Raw genomic sequence first — 21747 nt, forward strand, 5'->3', positions numbered from 1 at the left:
TTTTAAAACATATGAGTATGAAAACCATAATAAACAAAATATTCTTAGCCTCAGCATTGACCTTGTCACTGTCTGCATGTAGCGACTTCCTCGAAAAAGAGCCATTGTCGCAAGGAACAGAAGCAATTGTCTTCAAGACTCCAGAACATTTTGTACAGGCAGCCAATGCCTTGTATAATATGGAAGGATGGAAAAACTACGATAATAAAGCCAATTATGATGTCATGGACCGTAATCTTGATATTTCAGGGTTAGGCAGCAATGGAGGCGGTGCAGCACCGGAAAGCAACTGGCAATGGGACAAGCCTTACAGTCACATTCGTACTTGCAACATCCTATTGCAAAAGGCAGAAGAGTTCGGTGACAAAGAAGCCATTGCCCAACCTATAGGAACAGCCTACTTTTTTCGTGCATGGCAACATTTTTATCTCTTAAAACTTTTCGGTGGTGTCCCCATTGTAGACCATGTACTGGATGTAAATGACGGAGTAATATACGGCCCGCGTAAGAGTCGCTACGAAGTAGCTAATTTCATCATTGCCGATTTAGAAGCAGCTATTCCTCTACTTCCTAAAGAAAAGGATATTCCTGCCGCCTCCAAAGGAAAAGTCAGTAAAGAAGCCGCCAAAGCATTCTTAGCGCGAGTGCTACTTTATGAAGCCACATGGGAAAAATACGTTCCAAGTATCAGTTATGACCTGGACGGAAACGGTAACGAATCGGGTGCAGGCACAGCCAAACCGGAAGGATACTACTCTATTGAGAAGATGTTGACTGAAGCCAAGAAGCTTTCAGGTGAGGTTATTACAGAAGCTGAAACCGGAACTTTCAAACTTTGGAATGAATGTGACACTTTGAGTTATTTTTACTTGTTCAACATTGATGACGGAGCAGAAAATATTCCTAACTTCAAGAATGCAGGAAAGAAAACGAACAAAGAGTTCATCTTATACAAAAAGTATGATTATAACTTAGGCCAAGGTGGCATCAACTTATCACATACAGTTGCTACCTGGCAAGGATCAAACATCAGTACTTCATTTGGTGAAAGCTTCCTGTGCCGCAACGGATTGCCTATCCGCATCAGCAATACGGGAAATATGTCGGACGCACAAAACAATCCGCAGTTCAAAGGTTACGATACATTCGTGGGTGAATTCCGTAATCGTGATTATCGCTTTGTAAGTTGCGCAATGTCAATCCCCGACCGCACATTCTGGAGTAGTCGTACAGAAGACGGCAGACAGCTTACAGCAGCTGGAAAGCCCTATCCTGACCCCGTATTCCCGCAAAACAATGATGTATACAATGCTAATGATCCTGCCTATAAAAGTTCTTGCGGAGTATTCAAACCTACTCTCCGTAACAACAGTACAGCCAGTTCCTACGGCAGTCGTAAGTTCTTAATTGAAGGTGCAGGCAGATCTGTATCCAATAGCGAATCTGCAGATTTTCCGTTGATTCGTTTGGCAGAGGTACACCTAATCTATGCAGAAGCAACTTGTGAATTGGGCAATGGAGCAATTTCCGATGAAGACCTGAACTTCTCCATCAACAAAAACCGGGAACGTGCACGTGTTGCTCCATTAACAAATGATTTAATTGCAAATGTTTGGGATGCCGGATGGTTTGACCATGCAACAGGAAAAACGATCTGTAAGAAGATGAATATGTTGGACGAAATCCGCCGCGAAAGAGCATGTGAACTCTTTGGAGAAGGCTTCCGCCTGGACGATTTAAAACGTTGGGGTATTGCCCACATCAACCTTACCGGTCAGAAGTTAGGCCACCGCATCCTTGGAACAGCTTACGAAACAGAAAAAGCTAACGATGCCAACTACTTCGGAGAACCTTGCTACTATCCGGAAAAATATCCTCTGCAGTATGGTATCTATGAAGGAACCGGACCTAACGATCCTGATTACGGACGTTCCATTGCAACTTTGGCAGGGAATTTACTCTTCAGCCAACGCGATTATCTGCAACCCATTCCAAGAGTACAGATTCGTCTGAATCCACAGTTGAAGCAAAATCCGGGCTGGTAATCCAGTAAAACAGAAAAATTAATAATTGAATAAGGTCCGTCTTTTTCTTGATGAAAACTTACGGACCTTATTTCATTCCTATCACTGAAAACACAATATATGAAAGACTTTTCCGTAAAAGAATAAGTAGATTTCCTCTATCATTCGTATTCTTTATATAGTAACTAATATCATAAAATAATGAGACTAAGAAAATATATATTTATTGCAAGTATCCTATTGGGTACTACCCAAAGCGTAAACTCACAAAATCAACTAATTACCTATCCAGCCCCCGCAGGAGCAGAACTCATGGACGATTTCACCCTCAAAGTGCGTGAAGCCGGCAAAGACTGGCAATCAGTTGCCACCTATCCCGTCAAAGTGGATGAAGTGCGGGAAACCAAACATACTGTTGAAAAAGCTTCTATGAGTTACTTTGATTTCTCGGGTGAAGTGGAAGTATCGGTAACGTTCAATCATGGAACAATCCAAACAGGTCGCATCCGTCCACTATCTTACGAAATAACTCCTTCGATAGACGGTAATACGATGACCTTCAAACTGAACCGTCCGCGCAACTTATCGGTAGAAGTAAATGGAGACATTTTCCATAATCTTCACCTATTTGCCAATCCGATAGATGAGAATAAACCGAAAAAACTGAAAGACCGCAATCTGATTTATTTCGGTCCGGGCATACACCAATTACCGAGAGATACACTGAATGTTCCGTCCGGGAAAACAGTATACGTAGCAGGCGGTGCCATCGTTAAAGGCTGTATCCGGGCTATCAATGCCGAGAACGTAAAAATAATGGGAAGAGGAGAAGTGCATCCTGAAGGGCGCGGCGCAGGAATCAGTATCATTAATTCTAAAAACGTATTAGTAGAAGGAGTTATCACTACCCAATGCCCCACAGGAGGGTCGGACAGCATAACGATCCGTAATGTAAAAGCCATCAGTTCCTATGGTTGGGGCGACGGTATGAATGTATTTGCCAGTAACAATGTACTGTTCGACGGTGTATTCTGTCGCAACTCTGACGATTGTACCACTGTTTACGGAACACGCATGGGGTTTACCGGCGGTTGCAAAAATATCACCATGCAAAACTCCACCCTCTGGGCGGATGTAGCCCACCCCATCTTTATCGGCATTCACGGCAATACAGAGAATCCTGAGATTCTGGAAAACCTGAATTACGTCAATATCGACATTCTGGACCACAAAGAAAAACAATTGGATTATCAAGGCTGCCTCGCCATCAATGCAGGCGATAATAATCTGATCCGCAATGTGCGTTTCGAGAACATCCGAATAGAAGATTTCAGACAAGGACAATTAGTAAACCTGCGCATCTTCTTCAATGAGAAATATTGTAAGGCACCGGGCAGGGGCATTGAGAATATATTGTTCAAAGACATCTCATACACAGGAGAAAACTCAGAAGTCTCTATGATTTCCGGATATGACCAAAGCCGCAAGGTAAAGAATATCCGTTTCGAGAACCTGAAAATAAATGGTGAAGTTATCCACGACGATATGCCCAATAAGCCCAAATGGTATAAGACCGGAGATATGGCACGCATCTTTGTAGGTGAACATACAGAAGAAGTTACCTTCCGGAAATAGCCGTTTGAAAGGCATATACCCGGCTATACATACATGACGCAAATAACATGGATTTAAATTTGAATAAACCCTGTTATCTGCGTCATTTCTCGATGAGGAATATCTTATAGCAAAGATTTCCCCACTATATATATAAAAAAAGTGCCGGATGATTATTTACCTCTTCTCTGCCCTCTTTGCTGTCTCATACTCTCATATTTCTTATATTGCTCCTCGGTCAGAATCTTCTTGATTTTCGCATCCACTTCATTCCGTTTCTTTTCCATTTCTTCACGGGAAGGTCTTTCACCTGAACCATTCCGACTGGGTCGCATTTCTTCCATGGCAGCCTTGAAATCTTTAGCCTGAGTTTCATTCAGCCCTAATTCCGTCACCATCTGTTCGATACGCTTTGACATGTCAGGACGTCCACCTCTATTATCCTGCGCCATACATACTGCCGAGCCCATAAACAGAACAACGGCCAAACCTAAAATTTGCTTCTTCATAATTCTAATGCATTTAAAAGTGAGTTATATTTTCATTGAATTCACCAAATATGCATCTATGACTCTTTTCGCATGAAACAGTTTAATCCCGTCAACAAGAAAATCGACCAACAGGAAGTTTTTATAGATGAAACGGAAACTATTTTCTCACCAAGTCAAGGGGATGAGAACAAATTTCTTATATAAAAATCCCTTCTTATACACAAAAACAATTATTTTTGCAGATATAACTTTTCTACTATGGCACGAAAACTCCTCCTTTTTCACCTCCTCTGCTTCTGTTGCCTCCTTTCAACCCAAGCAACCGGACAGATATCCGATCTCATCATTATCGGAAAAGATACTTTTATGTTGCAAACGTGCCCGATAGAACACGATTCAATCTTAAGTAAACAGGTGAGTGAGCATCTCTCCCAAGAGGACTTTTGTACAGCTTGCTGGAGAGGATATCAGGCCACATGGCAAATAGAAGATGATAAGCTGATTCTGAGAAAAATAGAAGACAGCAAAAGTCTTTTTGCGTACCCTGACACACTACCGGAGATTACCGTCGATTTAAATGGAATCTTCAATCAGTATCAAGACAAACGAGGCCGGATAGTAGCCTCTTGGTTCAGTGGAGAGTTGAAGGTTGTGTCCGGTGAACAGATCTATTACGTCCATATGGGCTTTAATAGGGAATATGAAAATGAAACGGACTACCAGGTAGAACAAGGAAGAATCATTTCTAAAACCAGCTACCGGAATTCTATAAAAAAGGGAACATCGATAAAAGATGCCATGAAATTAGTCAAGACACAATTCAATAGAGATTATTTTCCGGAACTGGCAAATACAAAAGTGGTAATATCATGCGCAGTACTGCCCAAAGCGGACGGCAGCATCAATAGTATAGAAGTTCAGATAATTCGTCCGGACAGTATGATGGAAGAACGTAAAAATCTCTATATAGAACGGATCTGTGAAATATTGAAAAAAGTTCCGCAATGGGACGTACTCACCGTACGCAATAAAATCAGAAAAACCGAACGGTGGACACTAAGCGTGTTACCCTGAAAAAACAAACAAGAGGAATTTCTACACAATGAGAGTTTTTTCAATAATTGTCAGCACTCCAGCACTAATACAGCTAATATACAATAAAACAAACGGTTGCCTTGTTACGACAACCGTTGTGACCAGTGCTGACAAGCAGTTTATCAGCACTGTTTTTTTTGATAGTTTCACTCATTTATAGCTATAACATCCTGTTTTTCAGCACGTACATATACTTTATGCGAACCTTGCCCAATTGTGCTCAAATATCCCTTTTCCACAAGCAAATTGAGGTCATTCAGTGCTTTATTCTTCAAAAGTCCCGTAACACTACTGTAATCTTTGCGAGTGATGAATGGATGCGTCTCCAAAAACACCAGTAAACGACGGTAACGTTCGGCACCGCTAAGTTCCGCACTTTTACGAAAACCATACTTGGCGCGCTCCACAAAACCGGCACACCGTTTGCGGAAATCGGGCGATACACGAAAGTGTACTTTACTGAAGAAGATAGTCTGCGCATGGATTTCTTTCGGGTCCATCACCGGACGACCTTGCAGACCTGCCGAAAAATATCCCATGTCGCCCAACTGAACGTGGTGTCCTTCGGATAAATAATACGAAACCCGCTCTTCTATCGCCGCCAACAAACCATTGATGTCACCGGGACTGAAACTGGACATTCGGGAAATATCACGGACCAGGTGTTCCGTGTCAATCGTACCCTTGTTCACGATGCGGGGATACAGGGGTTGTGGTTCGCCGTCACCTTTCGGGTTCGGCCGTCTTTGGAAGTCATACTGTGCTGCCATTGTTGTTTTGTTATTTAAAGGGTTAATACTGTTCTTCCCAAGTGATTGAAAGCTGCAACAAGGCAGAGAAATGCGCATATAGTCTGTCGCTTTTGTGCTTTTGGCTTAGGATAAATGTTCTTATGCTTAGTCCAAAACTTCGTCCTGCAATTGCGGGCTGTCCGGTGGGCAGTTGCAGGCTGTTCAGTTCCCATATCGGAACCGTCGAGCCCGCAATTGCAGGGCGAAGTTTTAGAGTAAGCAAAGATACGAAATCAATAAGGGAAAAGCAAGTTTTTCCTTAAGTATCCGTTAATTTTTATCATGCATTTAAGGCGATACTCTTCAAGGATTAACAGGACAATAAAAGGCGTTTATAATTTGTTTTAAGCGCATATTATGCGTACCTTGCGCCCGCTAAGGAATAACCCTTATTGCTCAATTATTTCAAACGACATATACTGATGAAAATAACTCTGATAAGAGGAGATCGGGAGAGTGGAAAAGAAGCCCTCAGCACCTGCGAAGCAGACGCATGGATGGACCGGATAAAAACAGAAACCAAAGAGGAACACGTCACAAGATTGCGCACCATGCTTCTCTACACAACTCCCGACAGCGAAGGACATTACGAGCACATCGACAAGTTGCCGCGCATTTATCCTTCCGTGGAATACGGAAGAACCAGAGATGGCGAACGCAGACTGAAACACTACAACGGTGTGGTGATGTTGGAGGTTAACAATCTGGCTGGATTGTCCGAAGTGGAGCTGGTGAAAAGACAAGCGGCTTTGTTGCCGCAAACCTGGGCGGCTTTTGCCGGAAGCAGCGGACGAAGCGTGAAAATCTGGGTAAAATTCGCCCTGCCGGACGGGAAATTACCGGTGAAAGAAGAAAACATAGAGGCTTTCCATGCACATGCCTACCGCATGACCGTGCAATGTTACCAGCCTATATTGCCGTTTCCCGTCACACTGAAAGCAGCTTCTCCGGCACAAAGTTGCCGCATGACGCTGGATACATATCCTTACTTCAACCCGCAAGCCATCCCCTTCTGCCTGGAGCAGCCCTTTGGCATGCCCGGCGAAGAGACATTTCACCAGCGCCAACTGACGGAAAAGAACCCGTTGCTAAGACTGAAACCGGGCTACGAAACCTCGCAAACCTTTACCTTGCTATTTGAAACAGCCCTTGGCAAAGCACTGGACGAAATGGAAGAATGGAAACGGGGCGATGACTTGCAGCAACTACTCGTTTGCCTGGCAGAACACTGTTTCAAGGCAGGAATACCGGAGGAAGAAGTAGTGCGGCAATCAATCAATCACTATTACCGGCAGACGGACGAACAGACCATACGGACAACCCTCCGCAATCTATACCGGGAGTGCAAAGGCTTCGGTAAGAAGAAATCCCTGACACCGGAACAGGACACCGCCTTCCGGTTGAGTGAGTTTATGGAACGCAGATACGAATTCCGTTTCAATGCATTAACGGGCGACCTGGAATACCGGCAACGGGACTCCATCCATTTTTATTTCCAGCCCGTTGACCAGCGTGTGAAAAACAGCGTGGCAATAGATGCCCTGCAAGAAGGTATCCGTGTGTGGGACAGGGATGTGAACAGGTATTTATCCTCCAATCGAGTACCGCTTTATAATCCGGTGGAAGATTACCTCTGCAACGTGGGCCGCTGGGACGGGAAAGACCGCATCCGCGCACTGGCCGACCTTGTGCCCTGCAACAATCCTCATTGGCGGGAACTCTTCTACCGTTGGTTCCTGAACATGGTGGCTCACTGGCGCGGACTTGATAAGTTACATTCAAACAGTACATCTCCCCTATTGGTAGGTGCGCAAGGTTTTCGGAAATCAACCTATTGCCGCATCATTCTTCCACCCGAACTCCGCTTCGGCTATACCGACAGTCTGGACTTCAAGAGCAAACGGGATGCGGAACTGTATCTGGGACGCTTCATGCTGATCAACATCGATGAATTCGACCAGGTCAGCATCAATCAACAGGGCTTTCTGAAACATCTGCTGCAAAAGCCCGTAGCCAACCTTCGCAAACCGTATGGCAGCAGCATACAGGAAATGCGGCGCTATGCCTCGTTCATCGGCACAAGCAATCAGAAAGACTTATTGACTGATCCGAGCGGCAGTCGCCGTTTCATCTGCATAGAAGTGACGGCACCGATTGATACGAACGTGACCATCAACTACCGCCAACTCTATGCACAGGCGATGGAAGCTATCGTAAAAGGCGAGCGTTACTGGTTTGATGATACCGATGAAGCTATTTTGCGCGAAACGAACCGAGAATTCGAGCAAATGAGCCCGGTTGAGCAGCTATTCCATTGTTATTTTCGTTCACCGGAAGAGGGAGAAGAAGGAGAATACTTATCTCCTATGCAAATCTTGGAACATCTACGGAGTAAGAATAGGGACATTAAGCTGACCGCAAGCAATGTAAATTGCTTCGGGAGGATATTACGGAAGAATAATCTGGAATATAAACGAACTTGCAAAGGTATTGTATACCGGGTAGAAAAGTTATAATAATTTATTTTTTAGTGTGACGACAAACGGTTTGTCGTCACTTATCACAACGGTTGCCGTCATACGGTAACCGTTTCTGTTTCAATAGATTAAATGGAGTTGTGCTGAAGTGCTGACAAACGATGTAAAAACTCACTAAAAGTTCGACAAAAAATCACCAATAGACTGATGTCTGATTCCTTCATAGCTATTGCCAATGAATGCATCTTCTGTTACTACAATTTTCGGGTAATTATCTTGTATTTTCAAAAGATTTCCAAATTCTCTTTCAGCTGTCACTTCATTATCTATTTTTAAAGCTACCTGTATATAGACCTTTTCATTATCTTTTTCTCCGATGAAGTCTATTTCTTTATCTCCGTAATAACCTATTTTAATGTCATAGCCTCTATATAACAAATGGGAATAGACCAAGTTTTCCAAAATTTTTGCTCTATCCGTTATACGATAACCAATGACAATATTTCGCAGACCCATATTTTCAAAATAATACTTCTCCCCTATTTCAAACAGACGTTTTCCTATTAAGTCATATCTCCTTACCCTGTGTATAAGAAAAGCATTGTTCAGATATTCTGTATAGTTTTGTATCTGATTCACTGAAATTGTAGAGTGTTGCGACTTCAGATAGTCACTGATATTTTTGGCAGAAAACAAGTTTCCAATATTTTCAGACAAGAACTGAATTAATTTTTCCAGAAAAGAACTGTTCCGCAAGTTGTAGCGGCTAACCACATCACGGAAAACAATAGTGGAGTATACGCTTTTCAGATATTCATTTACTGTTTCGTCCTTAAGTGGCAAGTTAACCAAATAGGGTAATCCCCCATAGCGACTATACAAATAAAGACTTTCATTATTGTTTTCCAATTTATGAAAGTCAAGAAACTCGAGGTAAGACAAACTGTACACAGGAAACTCTATATATCTACCACTCAGATAAGTAGCAAGTTCGCCTGATAGCATTTTTGCATTACTACCAGTTATATAGACATCGTTATTTTCATTTAGCAACAAAGAACGAACTACTCTTTCAAAATTTACTATTTCTTGTATTTCATCAATAAAAATGTAATTATACTTCTCTTTTCGGACTTTAGACATGATATAGACGTGCATATCTTCAGCTGTCTGAATGTGACTAAATGCAAAGTCCTCAAAGTTTATGTATATAATATTGGCATCCGGCTCTTCTACAAGTAATTGCTCCATAAGTTGGTATAACAAGAAACTCTTACCCACACGTCTCTGTCCGGTAAGGACTTTGGCTATATTTTTCCTCATGAATGGCTTTATCCTTTCTATATAGCCATTTCTTTTAATCAGTGTCTTCGGAAACTCCATACGCTAAAAGTTTTAAGTATACTTAAAACTTTTAAGAAAATGTAGCTGTACACACTATGCCTGGCAAACTATACGAACTTATTTCCTAAAAAAGATTCCAATTGTCCGGCATAGTAGAATGGAATATTATATAATGTGTATTGTTTACCAGAAGGCAAACTGATCAAATCAGAAGTTAGAGGCCCATTCCATAAACGCAAAGCAATACTCTCCTGAGACTCGCCCATAAACTGATGCAAAGAACGCAGCTTAGAATTATCCCCCGTCTTCACCTCAACAGGTATCAAATGTGATTTATATTTATACACAAAATCCACCCCCGCTTGTGAATTACGGGCATCGCGAACCCAAAACATGCGTTTGACTCCAAAGGCAAAAGAAGCCCCCAGCAATTCCTGTCCTACTACCTGTTCAGCAATATGTCCATTCCATAATTCATCTGCATCAGAAGTGAACAACAAACTCTCCTGCATTCCAGCCACATAATTAACCAATCCTGTGTCCAACCACAACAATTTCGGACTTCTTTTCAAATCCGGAAGAATAGGAAATGAAGTGGAAATCAATGGATAGACCAGTTCCAACAAAAGGGTTTTCTCTAAAGTTCTGAACGCATCACCCATTTCTGCCGACTTATAGGAAGAACTACAGAATTTGGAGAACTGGAAGCGTTGTCCGGCCAATCCCCAGCCGTAAATCAAAATATAGCGAAGGATATCTTGCTCTTTAGGCCGCTGTGCATACTTTTCAATATCATCTTTGTAGCTGGACAATAAAGAACTAAATATCTCATTCAAACTCACCCAGTCTTTCCGTTTGGCATAATTCGCCACAGCTTCAGGAAGCCCTCCCACAATCATATACTTTTTAAATAAGTCCATCACATAACTATGTACTGACTGCGACACTTCCAACTGTTCTATTTGCTCCACCAGAATATTCTCTCCCAATGCTCCCAGGAATTCAGTGAATGTACATGGATGCAAGGCCATATATTCCACACGACCTACCGGAAAAGAAATATGATTACCTACGAGACTCTCCAACAATGATCCGGCAGCTATCACATAGAGATCAAGACGTTTCTCATAAAAGTAACGAAGGAGCTTTACGGCATCCGGAACATTTTGTATTTCATCTATAAAAATCAGTGTCCGCTGATTCCCCATTTTAATACCAGCCTTAGCATAAATACCTGCCAGCAAATCTTCAAAGGAAACATCCATAGTGAACAAGTTGGCATTTACCTTCTCTTCCAGATTCAAATTGATGAACACATCAAATTCTTTTGCAAATATCTTGACCAATGTAGTTTTTCCTACTTGTCTTTCTCCTCTAAGTACCAGAGGCTTACGTCCTTCTTTTTCTGCCCATTGACGAAGGGCTTTAAGTGCTAATCTCTGACATATACAAATCATTAATAATCAGCACAAAGATAAGACATAAATACTAAAACCAAAGCAAAAAAAGAGATTTATCGGACTAAAACCAAAGCAAGATTTATATTCATAATTAACCTTATTCATTAGAAAATTCTTATTTTTGCATTCAAAGCATTCATATATGGATATTTGGAGCAAAAAGAAACGTTCTGCCGTCATGGCTAAGATACGGAGCAAGGACACAAAACCCGAATGGATTGTGCGTCGTTACTTATTTTCCCGAGGTTATCGGTACTGCAAGAATGTAAAAGGACTACCCGGTACGCCTGATATCGTATTGCATAAGTATGCTATCGTAATTTTTATTCATGGGTGTTTTTGGCATGGGCATGAGGTGGATAAACATATTCCAGCAACGAACCATGAATATTGGAAAAATAAAATTGAAAAAAACAAATTACGCGATAAGAGAAATAAAGAGAAACTAAAGCAAATGGGGTGGCGGGTAATGACCATTTGGGAGTGTCAGTTAAAATCTGCAGTCAGACAAAAAACATTGTTGGAGATTGAATATCACATTAATCATTCTTATTTAGAATATTTCAGGCAAAAGCCTGTTAAACCCTACGAAACGAGACAAAATGAAAAAGCCCCCGGCATGGTAGCAGAGGGCGAAGAGTGGAGCGAACAAAAATAGTCCATCTGTTACCTAAAGATTTCCACCCAAGATGAATCAAACTGAATCGTCTTCAATATGTCTTCTTTTGTAAGAAGCGGCGGTTGTTTGACAGTAAACTTAATAGCATTTTCAGGTACGTGTGTATGGATGGTAAACTGAGAGCCATGAGGTTGCCAAGTGAAACAGATATTCCCCGTATCAATGGATTTTCCAATAAGATTACCATTCGGATTTACTTCCCAAACATAATCACTCGTACGGAACCGGCGATTGTCCTCTTCAAACAAGCAATAGCTGAGTAAGTCGTTAGAACGGATAAGAATGGATGTACGTACAGGATTATAGCTGTCTTGAGCTATATTGATACGCTCATTCCAAATGCCCAATACAGCACGTCCTGTCCTCTGAATATCTGCATGAGGGTCAGTAATCCCATAAGAATAATCAGGTGAACAACGTCCGCTGATGAGTCTTACGTTCTGTGCATTGAATGGCCTTAAGTTTTTTACAGTTTTCATAGACCACGCCATCTTTCCCAATATAACATCGGCTATTCCGACGGGAGAGTCAAGATGCTCGCCTTTAATAGCATCAGCAAAGGCATCCCCCCAATCTGCCCCACTGATATCCTTGCGCCCCACATAAAGCAAATGGACAAGGTAACCGCCAATGCGCACTATCAAATCATCCGGCAGTTCGTTTATCGGGTATGGTTCGTTGGTCATTAGTTTTTTGCTATCCCTAAGTCTCGGATGTTCCATATTATTAAAATTTATATGTTATTCAATATGTAATCTATCTTTCGTGCAATTTCTCTTATCATGGGTACTGCTACGCTGTTACCCGTCTGTCGTCGTATCTCTCCATGTGAAACTGCAATCTTATAATTATCGGGAAAGCCCTGCAGACGTAGCAGTTCACGAGAAGAAAGACGGCGCTGACCATTCACAAGTAAGTAATTGTAGGAAGCACCAGTACGCAAGGCACAAGCATAGTCCAGTACCGAAACGTTACCAGCTTTGTTTTCATGCCATATCGAGGGATAAAAAACAGTCTTGCCTTCTGTTTGCTTTTGCCGTTTTTGCAATATCATATCAGAAGCAAACAGTGAAGGGTCAATATCCTTATCATCTTCTAATATTTCTTTCAGATTATATGTTTTCTTTTTAAAATCAAAATTGAAAGCATCACACCGTTGCTGACTTCTGAAACCTACTATTATCACACGTTCACGTTTCTGCGGCAAACCGAAGTCAAGTGCATTCAGCACTTGCCATTTCACATGATAACCTAATTCGCCGAGTATACGCAAAATTGTGGAGAATGTTCTCCCCTGATCATGAGTTGTCAATTGTTTTACATTTTCCAGCAATACGGCTTCAGGCTGATGCCGTTCAAGAATTGTTGCAACTTCGAAAAACATCGTACCTCTTATATCTGCAAACCCTTGCATCTTACCCATAATAGAGAATGCTTGGCAGGGAAAACCAGCCAAGAGTAAATCGAAATGCTTGGGAATATACTTTTTAGTTACTTCCTTCGTAATATCTCCAAAAGGCATCTCGCCAAAATTAGCAAGATAGGTTTGCTGAGCATATTTGTCCCATTCAGACGAGAATACGCACCTATATCCCATTTCATTAAATGGTAACCGAATTCCTCCTATTCCAGCAAAAAGATCAATAAACGTATGTTGGCCAAATTTAGGGTTAGGAAATGGTACTTTGAAAAAGTCAGAGAAAAGGTTATAAGCAATTGGATTTTCTGCAACCTTTATTACATATTCATCCGTTATTTCTTCATCTTTATTGCTTTTCTTTCGTTCCAAAAACTCACGAATAGCATATATAATTTCTTGCTTGCTATCTTCATCACCAATATAAACATTATTATGAAGATATTGGCTAAGTACCGCTAATTGATTCTCCCAACTGGTTTCACCATACACTTTAATACCATTTTGCTCGTCAACTTCTTCCGGGAAGTCGACAAGTTTAATATTTTGTATTTTCTTTTTTCTTACAGCCATCTAATATTCAGTTATGACTGCAAAGATACTACTTTTATTGAGAACAACGAAGTTCGTCTTCGCAAACATCCATTTTCATTAGTAGCAGCTCATGCTCTTTACCACTCCTGTCATAAGCAGAACACTTTGTTACTTCGTATTTTCTTCACGCACCAACTCCCCTTCTTTCCATTCCTGTATTTTCACTCCAAGTGTATTTCCTTCACCTTCCATTCCGGAAAAATACAAGCGATGTTCACGACCGTCTTTTAACTTTACAATAAGTTCATCGGCTGAAGAGGCTGTAACGGACTGAACCAGACTTTCCTTTTCATAAGGTTCTATCACTGTCAGGAAACGGGCTTGCGAGGCGTCTGTACGGACACCGAAAGTGATGCGCCGTTCAGCCTCATCACCCAACGGATAATCTCCACCGATAACAGTTTTCAGGCGTGTTGCTTGAAGGTTGCTCAAATCAAAAGTATATTCCGCAGGAGTTTCAGCACCTGCATTCATCGGTTCGGCGGGTAATCCCCATGCATAATTCTCTCCACTGATATTGATACGTCCGTCAGCATAGTCCTTTGTCAAGCCGAACGGGTTATCCTGCACATTGTTTTTAATGGACGGGAGGTCGGCAAGGCGGATAGTTTTTCCGTCTTGGGTTTCCAGTACGGCTTCGCCCCAGAACAAAGTTCCGGCTCTACTCTCATTGGGAGTGGCAGAAGACAGCGTGAGTTTTTTCACTCCGGTAACATCCACATCCACTCTGCCCTCACCCAGAATCCAGACGCCGAATTTACCTTCGGCAAGCGTCTTGCCATCTCCCCGAACTGCATATTGCAATGGACGTTGTGTGCCATGATCTTCGGGAGCGCGCCCGGTGAAAGCTGTGCGTTGGGTACTGGGCCAGGCATTGTAAATGTCCATATAAAGATTTCCCGGTTCACCGGATATACGCGTTCCACGGTTGTCGGCATCCGGACCGAACTTCGTCAGGAAGCTGGCTTTCAGGGTTCCTGTTACGGAATAGTGGTTGACATCCGTCACCAAAGGGGCGGCACTTAAAGGGTCGGTGCCGAGCTGTGCCGTATGAGAAGTATGCTCTTTACTATCCGCAGCGAGTCCCAGCAAGCCCTTCACCTGGAACAGCAGGTCGAAACGGTGCTGCTTATTCTCCGTACTCTTGTCATAGTCGGCAAGAACAACATAATCATCGGTAACCACCATTAACCGGCGCTGGAAAATCGGTTCGGTAAATCCGGTCAGCACACCGAAATCCGGATGTTTATCGGGGATAGGAAAATAGCGGGCTTCCCATTCCGTCTTTTCTTTAAAATCTCTCGGACCTTTCATACTGTGGCGGAGTCCGCCGTATGCCGGATAACTCCATGCGGCAGTGGCTTCTACACAACCTGCCTGAAACAAATCGCCTGTATGGAACAAAGTGCGTTCGCTGTCGTCAGCTTCCTGCTGTTTCAGGTCGACGGTAACCATATTCTTTGAAAGGCTGGTCTGCACATAGAAGTTGTACATGTAGGGGGCATAGCTGTACCAGACCATTTCGGGGTTATAGAAGCTACGTCCGTAGCGCATCAATGACAGTAATCCGGTCCGGTCGAAATGCCCGTGATAGCCTCCGTGGGTTCCATACTTCAATACAGCCTGAATCTTCTCGCGGGCATCCTTTTGAGTGGAACGCAACATCAATGCTCCGGCATTGTCGGCATAAGCGCCACGCACTTCGGCGGGTTCTGCATCCGGCAGTTCCGGTACGCCATAAATCAAATCGTTCCTTTTAGGCGTCATACGTATGAATGCCGCATAGCGCGGATCACGAAAAGCGTAATAGGCCATTTCAAAACTGTCTCCACCCACTTCACGTTCCGTAGCGTCGTTAATGCCGAATATCCAACCGCGATAATCAAGGAAGGGAAGCAAGGCATCGGACATCATCTTAATGGTGACATAAGGCTGATGAATAGGGCCGCGGATACGGAAACTATGACCGTGATGCAGATTACGGCGATCTGCATCTTCATTGGCTCCTACCTTGTCATATTCAGGGGTAAGATTATAATCTACCGGGAATTTCTCTGTCAGCAGGGAGTAGCCGAAAGGATTCAAAGCCAGCCCTATTTGTACATATTCACTTGCCACCCACAGGTTGTAGCTCACGGTACACTCGTACCACCAGCCATCGGGCATAGTGTAGGTGCGGAATTTATCTATCAGACAGGAAGGAGCATAAAGCACTTCATCCACAAGCTGGAAGTCCTGAATGGCGAGGGCACAGAAAAAAACACCTGTCAATTGGGATACGGCCCAGTTGGCGCCCCCGGTACTTTTATAACGGAGAAATAAGTCTATATAGAGCCGGAACGTATATTCAATTTGTGCACATTCCGCATCAGTCAGTATTCCGGCATCCTGAATTAAATCGTATGCCTGCGCCAGATGCTGGAAGAAGTGTCCTTCTTGCACAGACGACTGATGGGAAGCTTTCCGGGTGAGCGGAAAACCGTTCTGATAATCGCTTATCATCAACAAGAACTGCTTTACTTTGCGGGCATATTCCGGATTACGGGTCAGTTGCCAGGCTATGGCACTATTCATTAAACCATGTTCGTGAGTGGTGGCACAAAGATAAGGAATACCGTCTCCATTAGCCACATAAGGAGGACGTAGGGGCACAATCCATGCTTTGGCATCCTGTATATAACGCTCTTTGCGGTCTTTCGCCCAATCATAATTCCCGGCTTTCCTGCGCACTTCATCCCATCCTTCTGCCGTATGGATGGTAAACGGATGCGGCATACTGCGCAGAGTGGTAAACGTTAATGTCCGGACTGCGGCAGGATTGGCTGACGGAAGAATTTGTAGAGTTTGTTTTTCCCTCCCTCCGGCAGGGATACCCGGTGGGACTATCACGCGTACATTCACTTTCCGGGTTTCACCGGAGGCTAATTCCAACTGTGCCGGCTCAACGGTTGCAGGAAAAGCCTCCCAACCATATTTCTGAATGGAGAAGTAGACAGATTGCGATGTCGGTTCGCAATTGGTGACGGTCACCGGATAAACAATCGTATCGCCGGGCTCACCGGGTCTTGAATAACAGTCGGCTGTGGTTTTCACTGAATTTCCTTCCAGCAAGCGGGTGGAAAGTAGTTTAACCTTACCGCCTCTTTCACCGGACAAGCGGAAGGCGATGGACTTTATACGCCGGATAGTGGTCTGCGATGCTTTGGGAGTATCAAAAACGGAGAAAGGAATAAGTAGCCTGCACTCTCCGTTCTTCTGCCTTTGCAGAGTGAAACGGGCACGTCGGGTATCGTATATATTTTCCTTGTTCAAGTCCGTTCCTACTTTCAGATTCTTGGCGGAAGCAAAAACTTCTACAGGAACATTGTCCACACCAGTCATCTTCAGATTGACTTCCAGAGCGTAATAAGACATAAGATCGATGACGGACTGATTGACATAAGGATGTTGGGGGCCGTCCGGTTCCGTATAGATAAAAGTGCCATCAGAAGAACACGTCCAGTCTTTAGCCAAGCCTTGCCAGTTCTTTCTGTCGGTAAAGATTCCGGTCTCCAACTTTTGACGGACTATGGAAACATCATAAATCTTGCCCACGGACGCCGTCTCGTCATATGCTTCAAAACGAACAAGTGCGGAAGACTTGCCCTGCAAGATAGAATCCGGAATGGGATATACTACATCAAACAGTCCATGACGGTTTCGGTTTAGTCCCTCCGTATAAAGAAGAGTACCGTTTACGGAAATATTGAATAAGAACTTCTTCCCTTTTTCGGGTTTATCCTCACTGGAATATTGAACTACTAATAATTGCGGAACTGTATCCAAGACCGACATTTGATAAGCAAATTCACTTTGAGAACTATTCTTCAAACGGGCAATATCATCCGATGCATAGACCACATCTACTATATAAGGCTCATATCTCTCCGGCAGATGGTCTTGGGCAGATGTCCATAGTGTTATCAAGCTATAAGCCAGCGTTAATAATATTATTTTCTTCATACTACATCTATTGGTTATTTGGGATAAGAATACGAATGAAACAGTATCGGTACTTACTTTCAATGTTCATTATTTATGGAATTAATTGTAATCACCATATGATTTCAGTAATTCCTAATAGTAGCATATACCCCATAAGCTTGTTCATCTATATCAAATAAAGGACACAATTGGTAGTTTTTCCCATTATTTCTCAAGAGGAAAATACCTTCTTCTTTATTCAAGACAGAAAGTTTTTTTAAAATTTCGTCGTGAGTTCCTTTCAATATGACTTCCTCATCACTCTCAAAAGCCAGTAACATTGGTCCATAGAATAGAGACAAAACGTCTTTATTATCCGGCATTGTTTTTAAATGAAAATCATAATGGAAGATTAATTTTACTTCGTCTTTATCGCGCCAGTTACGATTCAAATCAATATATGATGAAGGAAAGGTTTCAATCTCTTGTTTCTCTCCATTGATATACACTTCAGCATTCTTTGCCCAAGAGGGTATGAATAGTTTTAATGCAAATCCAACTTTCTTCTTTGTAGAAATAGTAAAACAGATATTCGTATCTTTGGGAAAGTTTCCATTCTGTTCTAAACGAACATTCTTCTCTTTCCAATTCACTTCAGAGGGGACAAAGAGATTCACCCAAAGAGCAGAATCATCATGATAATAAATACCAGAATTAAGCCGTGAGTATGCCTCGGCACTTGACCCGCTACAACAAGCAAAATCATTATCTTTCAGGTATTTTTTATTTCGCGGAGAGCCCAAAGGCAAATGATACATATAGGCTCCGGTGTGAGCACTTTGCGATGCTAGCACAGCATTATAAAAGGTGTTCATATAAGCATCAGCATATTTGGGAGCAGCAGTCCAGGTGAAGATGGAAGAAGTCAGTTTTTGTGTATTATGAGACACACAACTCTCCGCTATTTCCTTTGTCAGCGTGTTACAAAGATGGCCAGGTACTCCCCAATGCTCTGCTGTAACAGAAGTTCGGGTGGTTGCGTTAGGACGAGGACCGCTACTTGTGCCGTTGGCATAAACATGCTGGCTAATAAGCATATCCCAAAAATTTGTACTTGCTGCGTAATATTTCGATTCGCCAGTAATTGAATAACGTTGAGCAAAACCATTGACAAGCACTAAATGGGTATTAGAATGAAGACCGGACAAGATATCTTTATTCTCGGCTAAAGGGGTGATGAACCAATTCCGGTCGAAAATTTCAGCTAATGCCAGATGCTTGGGGTTTCTTGAAATCTTATATAGCTTATACAACACCTCATTCATAGCCCCCGGTTCATTTTGCGGATTGGCATCTACTGTATAAAGCATCTTTTCTATCGTTTCTCCACTCAACTTCGACATACGATTATCCACATATGCAGCCATATCCAATAACATATCATAAGCTTTTTGATTACCTGTATGGGTATAGGCATCCAGCAAACCTTGCATAACTTTATTATATGTATAGTAAGGTGCCCAGACTCCGGTAAATTTGGCTTCCAATGCATCAAAGTCTTTATCCGGAAATGCACTCAGATAACTATTGCCAAAACTCTGCTGACATTTGCAGAGTTCGTCAATCATGTACCGTAACCGTTCAACCAGTTCCAGGTCTTTATATTTTTCTACCAGACTGGAAACAGCAGATAAATAATGTCCTACAAAGTGTCCTCTCAAACCTATTTTAGGAGACTCCCATCCTTCTAAAGGTTCTGCATTTGATGGCAATCCGGCAGTCACCCTGAAGTTGTGCAGCAATCTGTCAGGATCCAGCGATTTCAGAAAAGTGATGTTAAGTTCCTCTCGTTGTTTAATCCACGATGACTTCAGTGTTACCTCTTCATTGGAAAATGGCAGTACCTTTTCGATTTTGGAAATATCTATTGTTTTTTGACTGAATAAGTTAAGATGAATAAAACTCATCATTAACATAAAAATTACTTTCCGCATACTAATTGTTTTATATATCAATTGTTACTATTGTTTTAATTATCCATTAAATACGAATGAGAAACGATTTACACTTAGGCTTTCGAAAAGAGTTATTCCTTCCTTATATTAGGTAGAATATCGATTTCATTCGTATTTTTGTATGAAACAGTGTATTTTATAAGTATTAGAAAAATTAATATGAAAACTATGAAACCTCTATTTATCCTATTTTTAGCTGCTTTCTGTCTGCCGGTTCAAGCCCAGTTGCTCATTTATCCCGAAGGTTTAAGAACCGGAATGCCACATAATGATGATTATACCGTACGTGTGCGTGTACCCGGCGAAGAGTGGCAGGATTTATTCGAATACAATGTACAGGTAGATATGGACAAGGTGCAGAATGCTTCTATGGTACAGTTCGATATGTCCAGTGCGGTAGAGGTTATGGTGAAGAAGAATAACGGTACAGTACGCGAAGTAGCTATACGTCCATTGAATAATAAAGTGACCTACAAGCAAGTGCAAAACACAATTATCTTCACGCTGGATAAGCCTCAATATCTCTCGGTAGAATTTAACGGCGACCGTTTACGCAATTTACATCTCTTTGCCAACCCAATGGAGACGGAAACTTATACGAAAGAAGAAAAGGGAGTGATATACTTCGGTCCCGGTATACACCGTCCGAAAGATTTACCCAATAACCAAATCCGAATTCCCAGTAATACGACTGTATATCTGGCTCCAGGGGCAGTGGTTAAAGCCAAACTACTGGTAGATAAGGCAGAGAATATACGTATCATCGGTCGTGGCATACTGGACCACCCTATCCGAGGTATAGAGATTACAGATTCAAAGAATATCTTGATAGATGGCATTACAGTTGTAAATCCCGACCATTACACTATCTTTGGCGGAGGCACCACAGGAATCACGATCAAGAATCTGAAATCTTTCAGTTGCAAAGGCTGGAGCGATGGCATTGATATGATGTGTTGCCACAAAGTTCTCATCGACAATGTATTTATGCGTAACAGTGATGACTGCATCGCCCTTTATAACCATCGCTGGAACTGGTGGGGCGGCACGAGTGACATCACGGTGCAGAACTCCATTCTGTGGGCAGATATAGCACATCCCATCAATATAGGCGGACATGGAGACCCGGATTCTCCAACGGGTGAAGTGATTGAGAATGTGACGTTCCGCAACATTGATATCCTAGAACATGACGAGGATGATCCTCCGTATCAAGGATGCATGGCGGTAGATTGCGGCGACAAGAATCTAGTACGCAACATTCTGTTTGAAGACATTCGTGTAGAAAGCATTCAGGAAGGACGTCTGTTCTATGTAAAAGTTCGTTTCAATCCTAAATACGACAAACAACCGGGAAGTGGCATCGACGGAATTACTTTCCGTAATATTACCTATACGGGTATTGGAGAAAATCCTTCGCTAATCCAAGGATTAGACAAAGACCGGATGGTGAAGAATGTAACGTTTGAGAATGTCGTTATCAACGGGGAAAAGATGAAAGACCTGAAAGGAATTTCCACAAATGAATTCATAAAAGGAATTAAAGTGAAATAATATTGATCTTGCAGACCTCTTTTGAGTAAATTCTATTCCCCGTTCGTATTTATTAATAAAACCAAAGAACAATGAATAGATATAAGCAACTCCTCTTGATTATTCTTCTCTTCCTTACCTGCCCCCTCCTCCAAGGAGGTTGTGTAAAAAGTAAGAATCAAGTGTTCTTTGACATATTGTATAAAAAGGATTTTATATCTTTGCTTTGATAACAATAGGATTAATTTTA

15 protein-coding genes are annotated in these 21747 nt (G+C 42.3%); 6 read left to right on the top strand and 9 right to left on the bottom strand.

Annotated elements, in window-relative coordinates; all coding sequences use genetic code 11:
- The first annotated feature begins 17 nt into the window (after positions 1-17).
- Both HMPREF9447_RS16800 and HMPREF9447_RS16805 read left to right on the top strand, forming a co-directional pair.
- Positions 18-2045, top strand: coding sequence for a RagB/SusD family nutrient uptake outer membrane protein (locus HMPREF9447_RS16800; RefSeq protein WP_044138316.1), 2028 nt, complete (start codon positions 18-20; stop codon positions 2043-2045).
- A gap of 180 nt (positions 2046-2225) precedes the next feature.
- Positions 2226-3659, top strand: a complete 1434-nt coding sequence (locus HMPREF9447_RS16805) for a glycosyl hydrolase family 28 protein (RefSeq protein ID WP_009130952.1) — start codon at positions 2226-2228, stop codon at positions 3657-3659.
- Positions 3660-3811: 152 nt separating this feature from the next.
- Here HMPREF9447_RS16805 and HMPREF9447_RS16810 read toward each other — a convergent pair whose 3' ends face one another.
- Complete coding sequence (locus HMPREF9447_RS16810) at positions 3812-4147, bottom strand: Spy/CpxP family protein refolding chaperone (RefSeq protein WP_009130953.1); 336 nt, start codon at positions 4145-4147, stop codon at positions 3812-3814.
- Between the two features lie 240 nt (positions 4148-4387).
- Between HMPREF9447_RS16810 and HMPREF9447_RS16815 the strand changes: the two genes are divergently transcribed.
- A complete protein-coding gene (locus HMPREF9447_RS16815; protein WP_009130954.1) occupies positions 4388-5203 on the top strand; it encodes a hypothetical protein in 816 nt (271 codons plus the stop codon).
- Between the two features lie 167 nt (positions 5204-5370).
- On the opposite strand, the gene HMPREF9447_RS16820 is transcribed toward HMPREF9447_RS16815, so the two are convergent.
- Positions 5371-5994, bottom strand: coding sequence for an HU family DNA-binding protein (locus HMPREF9447_RS16820; RefSeq protein ID WP_009130955.1), 624 nt, complete (start codon positions 5992-5994; stop codon positions 5371-5373).
- Between the two features lie 443 nt (positions 5995-6437).
- On the opposite strand from HMPREF9447_RS16820, the gene HMPREF9447_RS16830 reads away from it, so the two are divergent.
- Positions 6438-8531 carry a BT4734/BF3469 family protein gene (locus HMPREF9447_RS16830; protein ID WP_009130956.1) on the top strand — a complete coding sequence of 698 codons (2094 nt, stop codon included), beginning with the start codon at positions 6438-6440 and terminating at the stop codon, positions 8529-8531.
- A gap of 135 nt (positions 8532-8666) precedes the next feature.
- Here HMPREF9447_RS16830 and HMPREF9447_RS16835 read toward each other — a convergent pair whose 3' ends face one another.
- Complete coding sequence (locus tag HMPREF9447_RS16835) at positions 8667-9875, bottom strand: ATP-binding protein (RefSeq protein ID WP_009130957.1); 1209 nt, start codon at positions 9873-9875, stop codon at positions 8667-8669.
- A gap of 68 nt (positions 9876-9943) precedes the next feature.
- Positions 9944-11293, bottom strand: a complete 1350-nt coding sequence (locus HMPREF9447_RS16840) for an ATP-binding protein (protein WP_009130958.1) — start codon at positions 11291-11293, stop codon at positions 9944-9946.
- 145 nt (positions 11294-11438) lie between these two features.
- On the opposite strand from HMPREF9447_RS16840, the gene HMPREF9447_RS16845 reads away from it, so the two are divergent.
- A complete protein-coding gene (locus HMPREF9447_RS16845) occupies positions 11439-11954 on the top strand; it encodes a very short patch repair endonuclease (protein ID WP_009130959.1) in 516 nt (171 codons plus the stop codon).
- An 8-nt stretch (positions 11955-11962) separates the two neighbouring features.
- On the opposite strand, the gene HMPREF9447_RS16850 is transcribed toward HMPREF9447_RS16845, so the two are convergent.
- The 4 genes from HMPREF9447_RS16850 to HMPREF9447_RS16865 form a co-directional block, all read right to left on the bottom strand.
- Complete coding sequence (locus HMPREF9447_RS16850; RefSeq protein WP_009130960.1) at positions 11963-12697, bottom strand: hypothetical protein; 735 nt, start codon at positions 12695-12697, stop codon at positions 11963-11965.
- An 11-nt stretch (positions 12698-12708) separates the two neighbouring features.
- On the bottom strand, positions 12709-13965 hold the full coding sequence (locus tag HMPREF9447_RS16855) for a DNA cytosine methyltransferase (protein WP_009130961.1): 1257 nt from the start codon (positions 13963-13965) through the stop codon (positions 12709-12711).
- A 129-nt stretch (positions 13966-14094) separates the two neighbouring features.
- Positions 14095-17988 carry a hypothetical protein gene (locus tag HMPREF9447_RS16860; RefSeq protein ID WP_009130962.1) on the bottom strand — a complete coding sequence of 1298 codons (3894 nt, stop codon included), beginning with the start codon at positions 17986-17988 and terminating at the stop codon, positions 14095-14097.
- 104 nt (positions 17989-18092) lie between these two features.
- Positions 18093-19919 carry a beta-L-arabinofuranosidase domain-containing protein gene (locus HMPREF9447_RS16865; protein ID WP_244267638.1) on the bottom strand — a complete coding sequence of 609 codons (1827 nt, stop codon included), beginning with the start codon at positions 19917-19919 and terminating at the stop codon, positions 18093-18095.
- A gap of 204 nt (positions 19920-20123) precedes the next feature.
- Here HMPREF9447_RS16865 and HMPREF9447_RS16870 point away from each other — a divergent pair, with 204 nt between their 5' ends.
- On the top strand, positions 20124-21518 hold the full coding sequence (locus tag HMPREF9447_RS16870) for a glycosyl hydrolase family 28 protein (protein WP_009130964.1): 1395 nt from the start codon (positions 20124-20126) through the stop codon (positions 21516-21518).
- A 32-nt stretch (positions 21519-21550) separates the two neighbouring features.
- On the opposite strand, the gene HMPREF9447_RS28930 is transcribed toward HMPREF9447_RS16870, so the two are convergent.
- Positions 21551-21747, bottom strand: a 197-nt coding sequence (locus tag HMPREF9447_RS28930; RefSeq protein WP_208860740.1) for a hypothetical protein, incomplete at its 5' end; no start/stop codon positions are given.

Source organism: Bacteroides oleiciplenus YIT 12058 (genome assembly GCF_000315485.1).
Classification (GTDB): Bacteria; Bacteroidota; Bacteroidia; order Bacteroidales; family Bacteroidaceae; genus Bacteroides; species Bacteroides oleiciplenus.

Bases quoted from the DNA above. Each gene is read 5' to 3' on its own strand.
- HMPREF9447_RS16870 (WP_009130964.1), top strand. From the start codon at position 20,124: ATGAAAACTATGAAACCTCTATTTATCCTATTTTTAGCTGCTTTCTGT.
- HMPREF9447_RS16845 (WP_009130959.1), top strand. From the start codon at position 11,439: ATGGATATTTGGAGCAAAAAGAAACGTTCTGCCGTCATGGCTAAGATA.
- HMPREF9447_RS16850 (WP_009130960.1), bottom strand. From the start codon at position 12,697: ATGGAACATCCGAGACTTAGGGATAGCAAAAAACTAATGACCAACGAA.
- HMPREF9447_RS16820 (WP_009130955.1), bottom strand. From the start codon at position 5,994: ATGGCAGCACAGTATGACTTCCAAAGACGGCCGAACCCGAAAGGTGAC.
- HMPREF9447_RS16835 (WP_009130957.1), bottom strand. From the start codon at position 9,875: ATGGAGTTTCCGAAGACACTGATTAAAAGAAATGGCTATATAGAAAGG.
- HMPREF9447_RS16855 (WP_009130961.1), bottom strand. From the start codon at position 13,965: ATGGCTGTAAGAAAAAAGAAAATACAAAATATTAAACTTGTCGACTTC.
- HMPREF9447_RS16840 (WP_009130958.1), bottom strand. From the start codon at position 11,293: ATGATTTGTATATGTCAGAGATTAGCACTTAAAGCCCTTCGTCAATGG.
- HMPREF9447_RS16830 (WP_009130956.1), top strand. From the start codon at position 6,438: ATGAAAATAACTCTGATAAGAGGAGATCGGGAGAGTGGAAAAGAAGCC.
- HMPREF9447_RS16865 (WP_244267638.1), bottom strand. From the start codon at position 19,919: ATGATGAGTTTTATTCATCTTAACTTATTCAGTCAAAAAACAATAGAT.
- HMPREF9447_RS16800 (WP_044138316.1), top strand. From the start codon at position 18: ATGAAAACCATAATAAACAAAATATTCTTAGCCTCAGCATTGACCTTG.
- HMPREF9447_RS16805 (WP_009130952.1), top strand. From the start codon at position 2,226: ATGAGACTAAGAAAATATATATTTATTGCAAGTATCCTATTGGGTACT.
- HMPREF9447_RS16860 (WP_009130962.1), bottom strand. From the start codon at position 17,988: ATGAAGAAAATAATATTATTAACGCTGGCTTATAGCTTGATAACACTA.
- HMPREF9447_RS16810 (WP_009130953.1), bottom strand. From the start codon at position 4,147: ATGAAGAAGCAAATTTTAGGTTTGGCCGTTGTTCTGTTTATGGGCTCG.
- HMPREF9447_RS16815 (WP_009130954.1), top strand. From the start codon at position 4,388: ATGGCACGAAAACTCCTCCTTTTTCACCTCCTCTGCTTCTGTTGCCTC.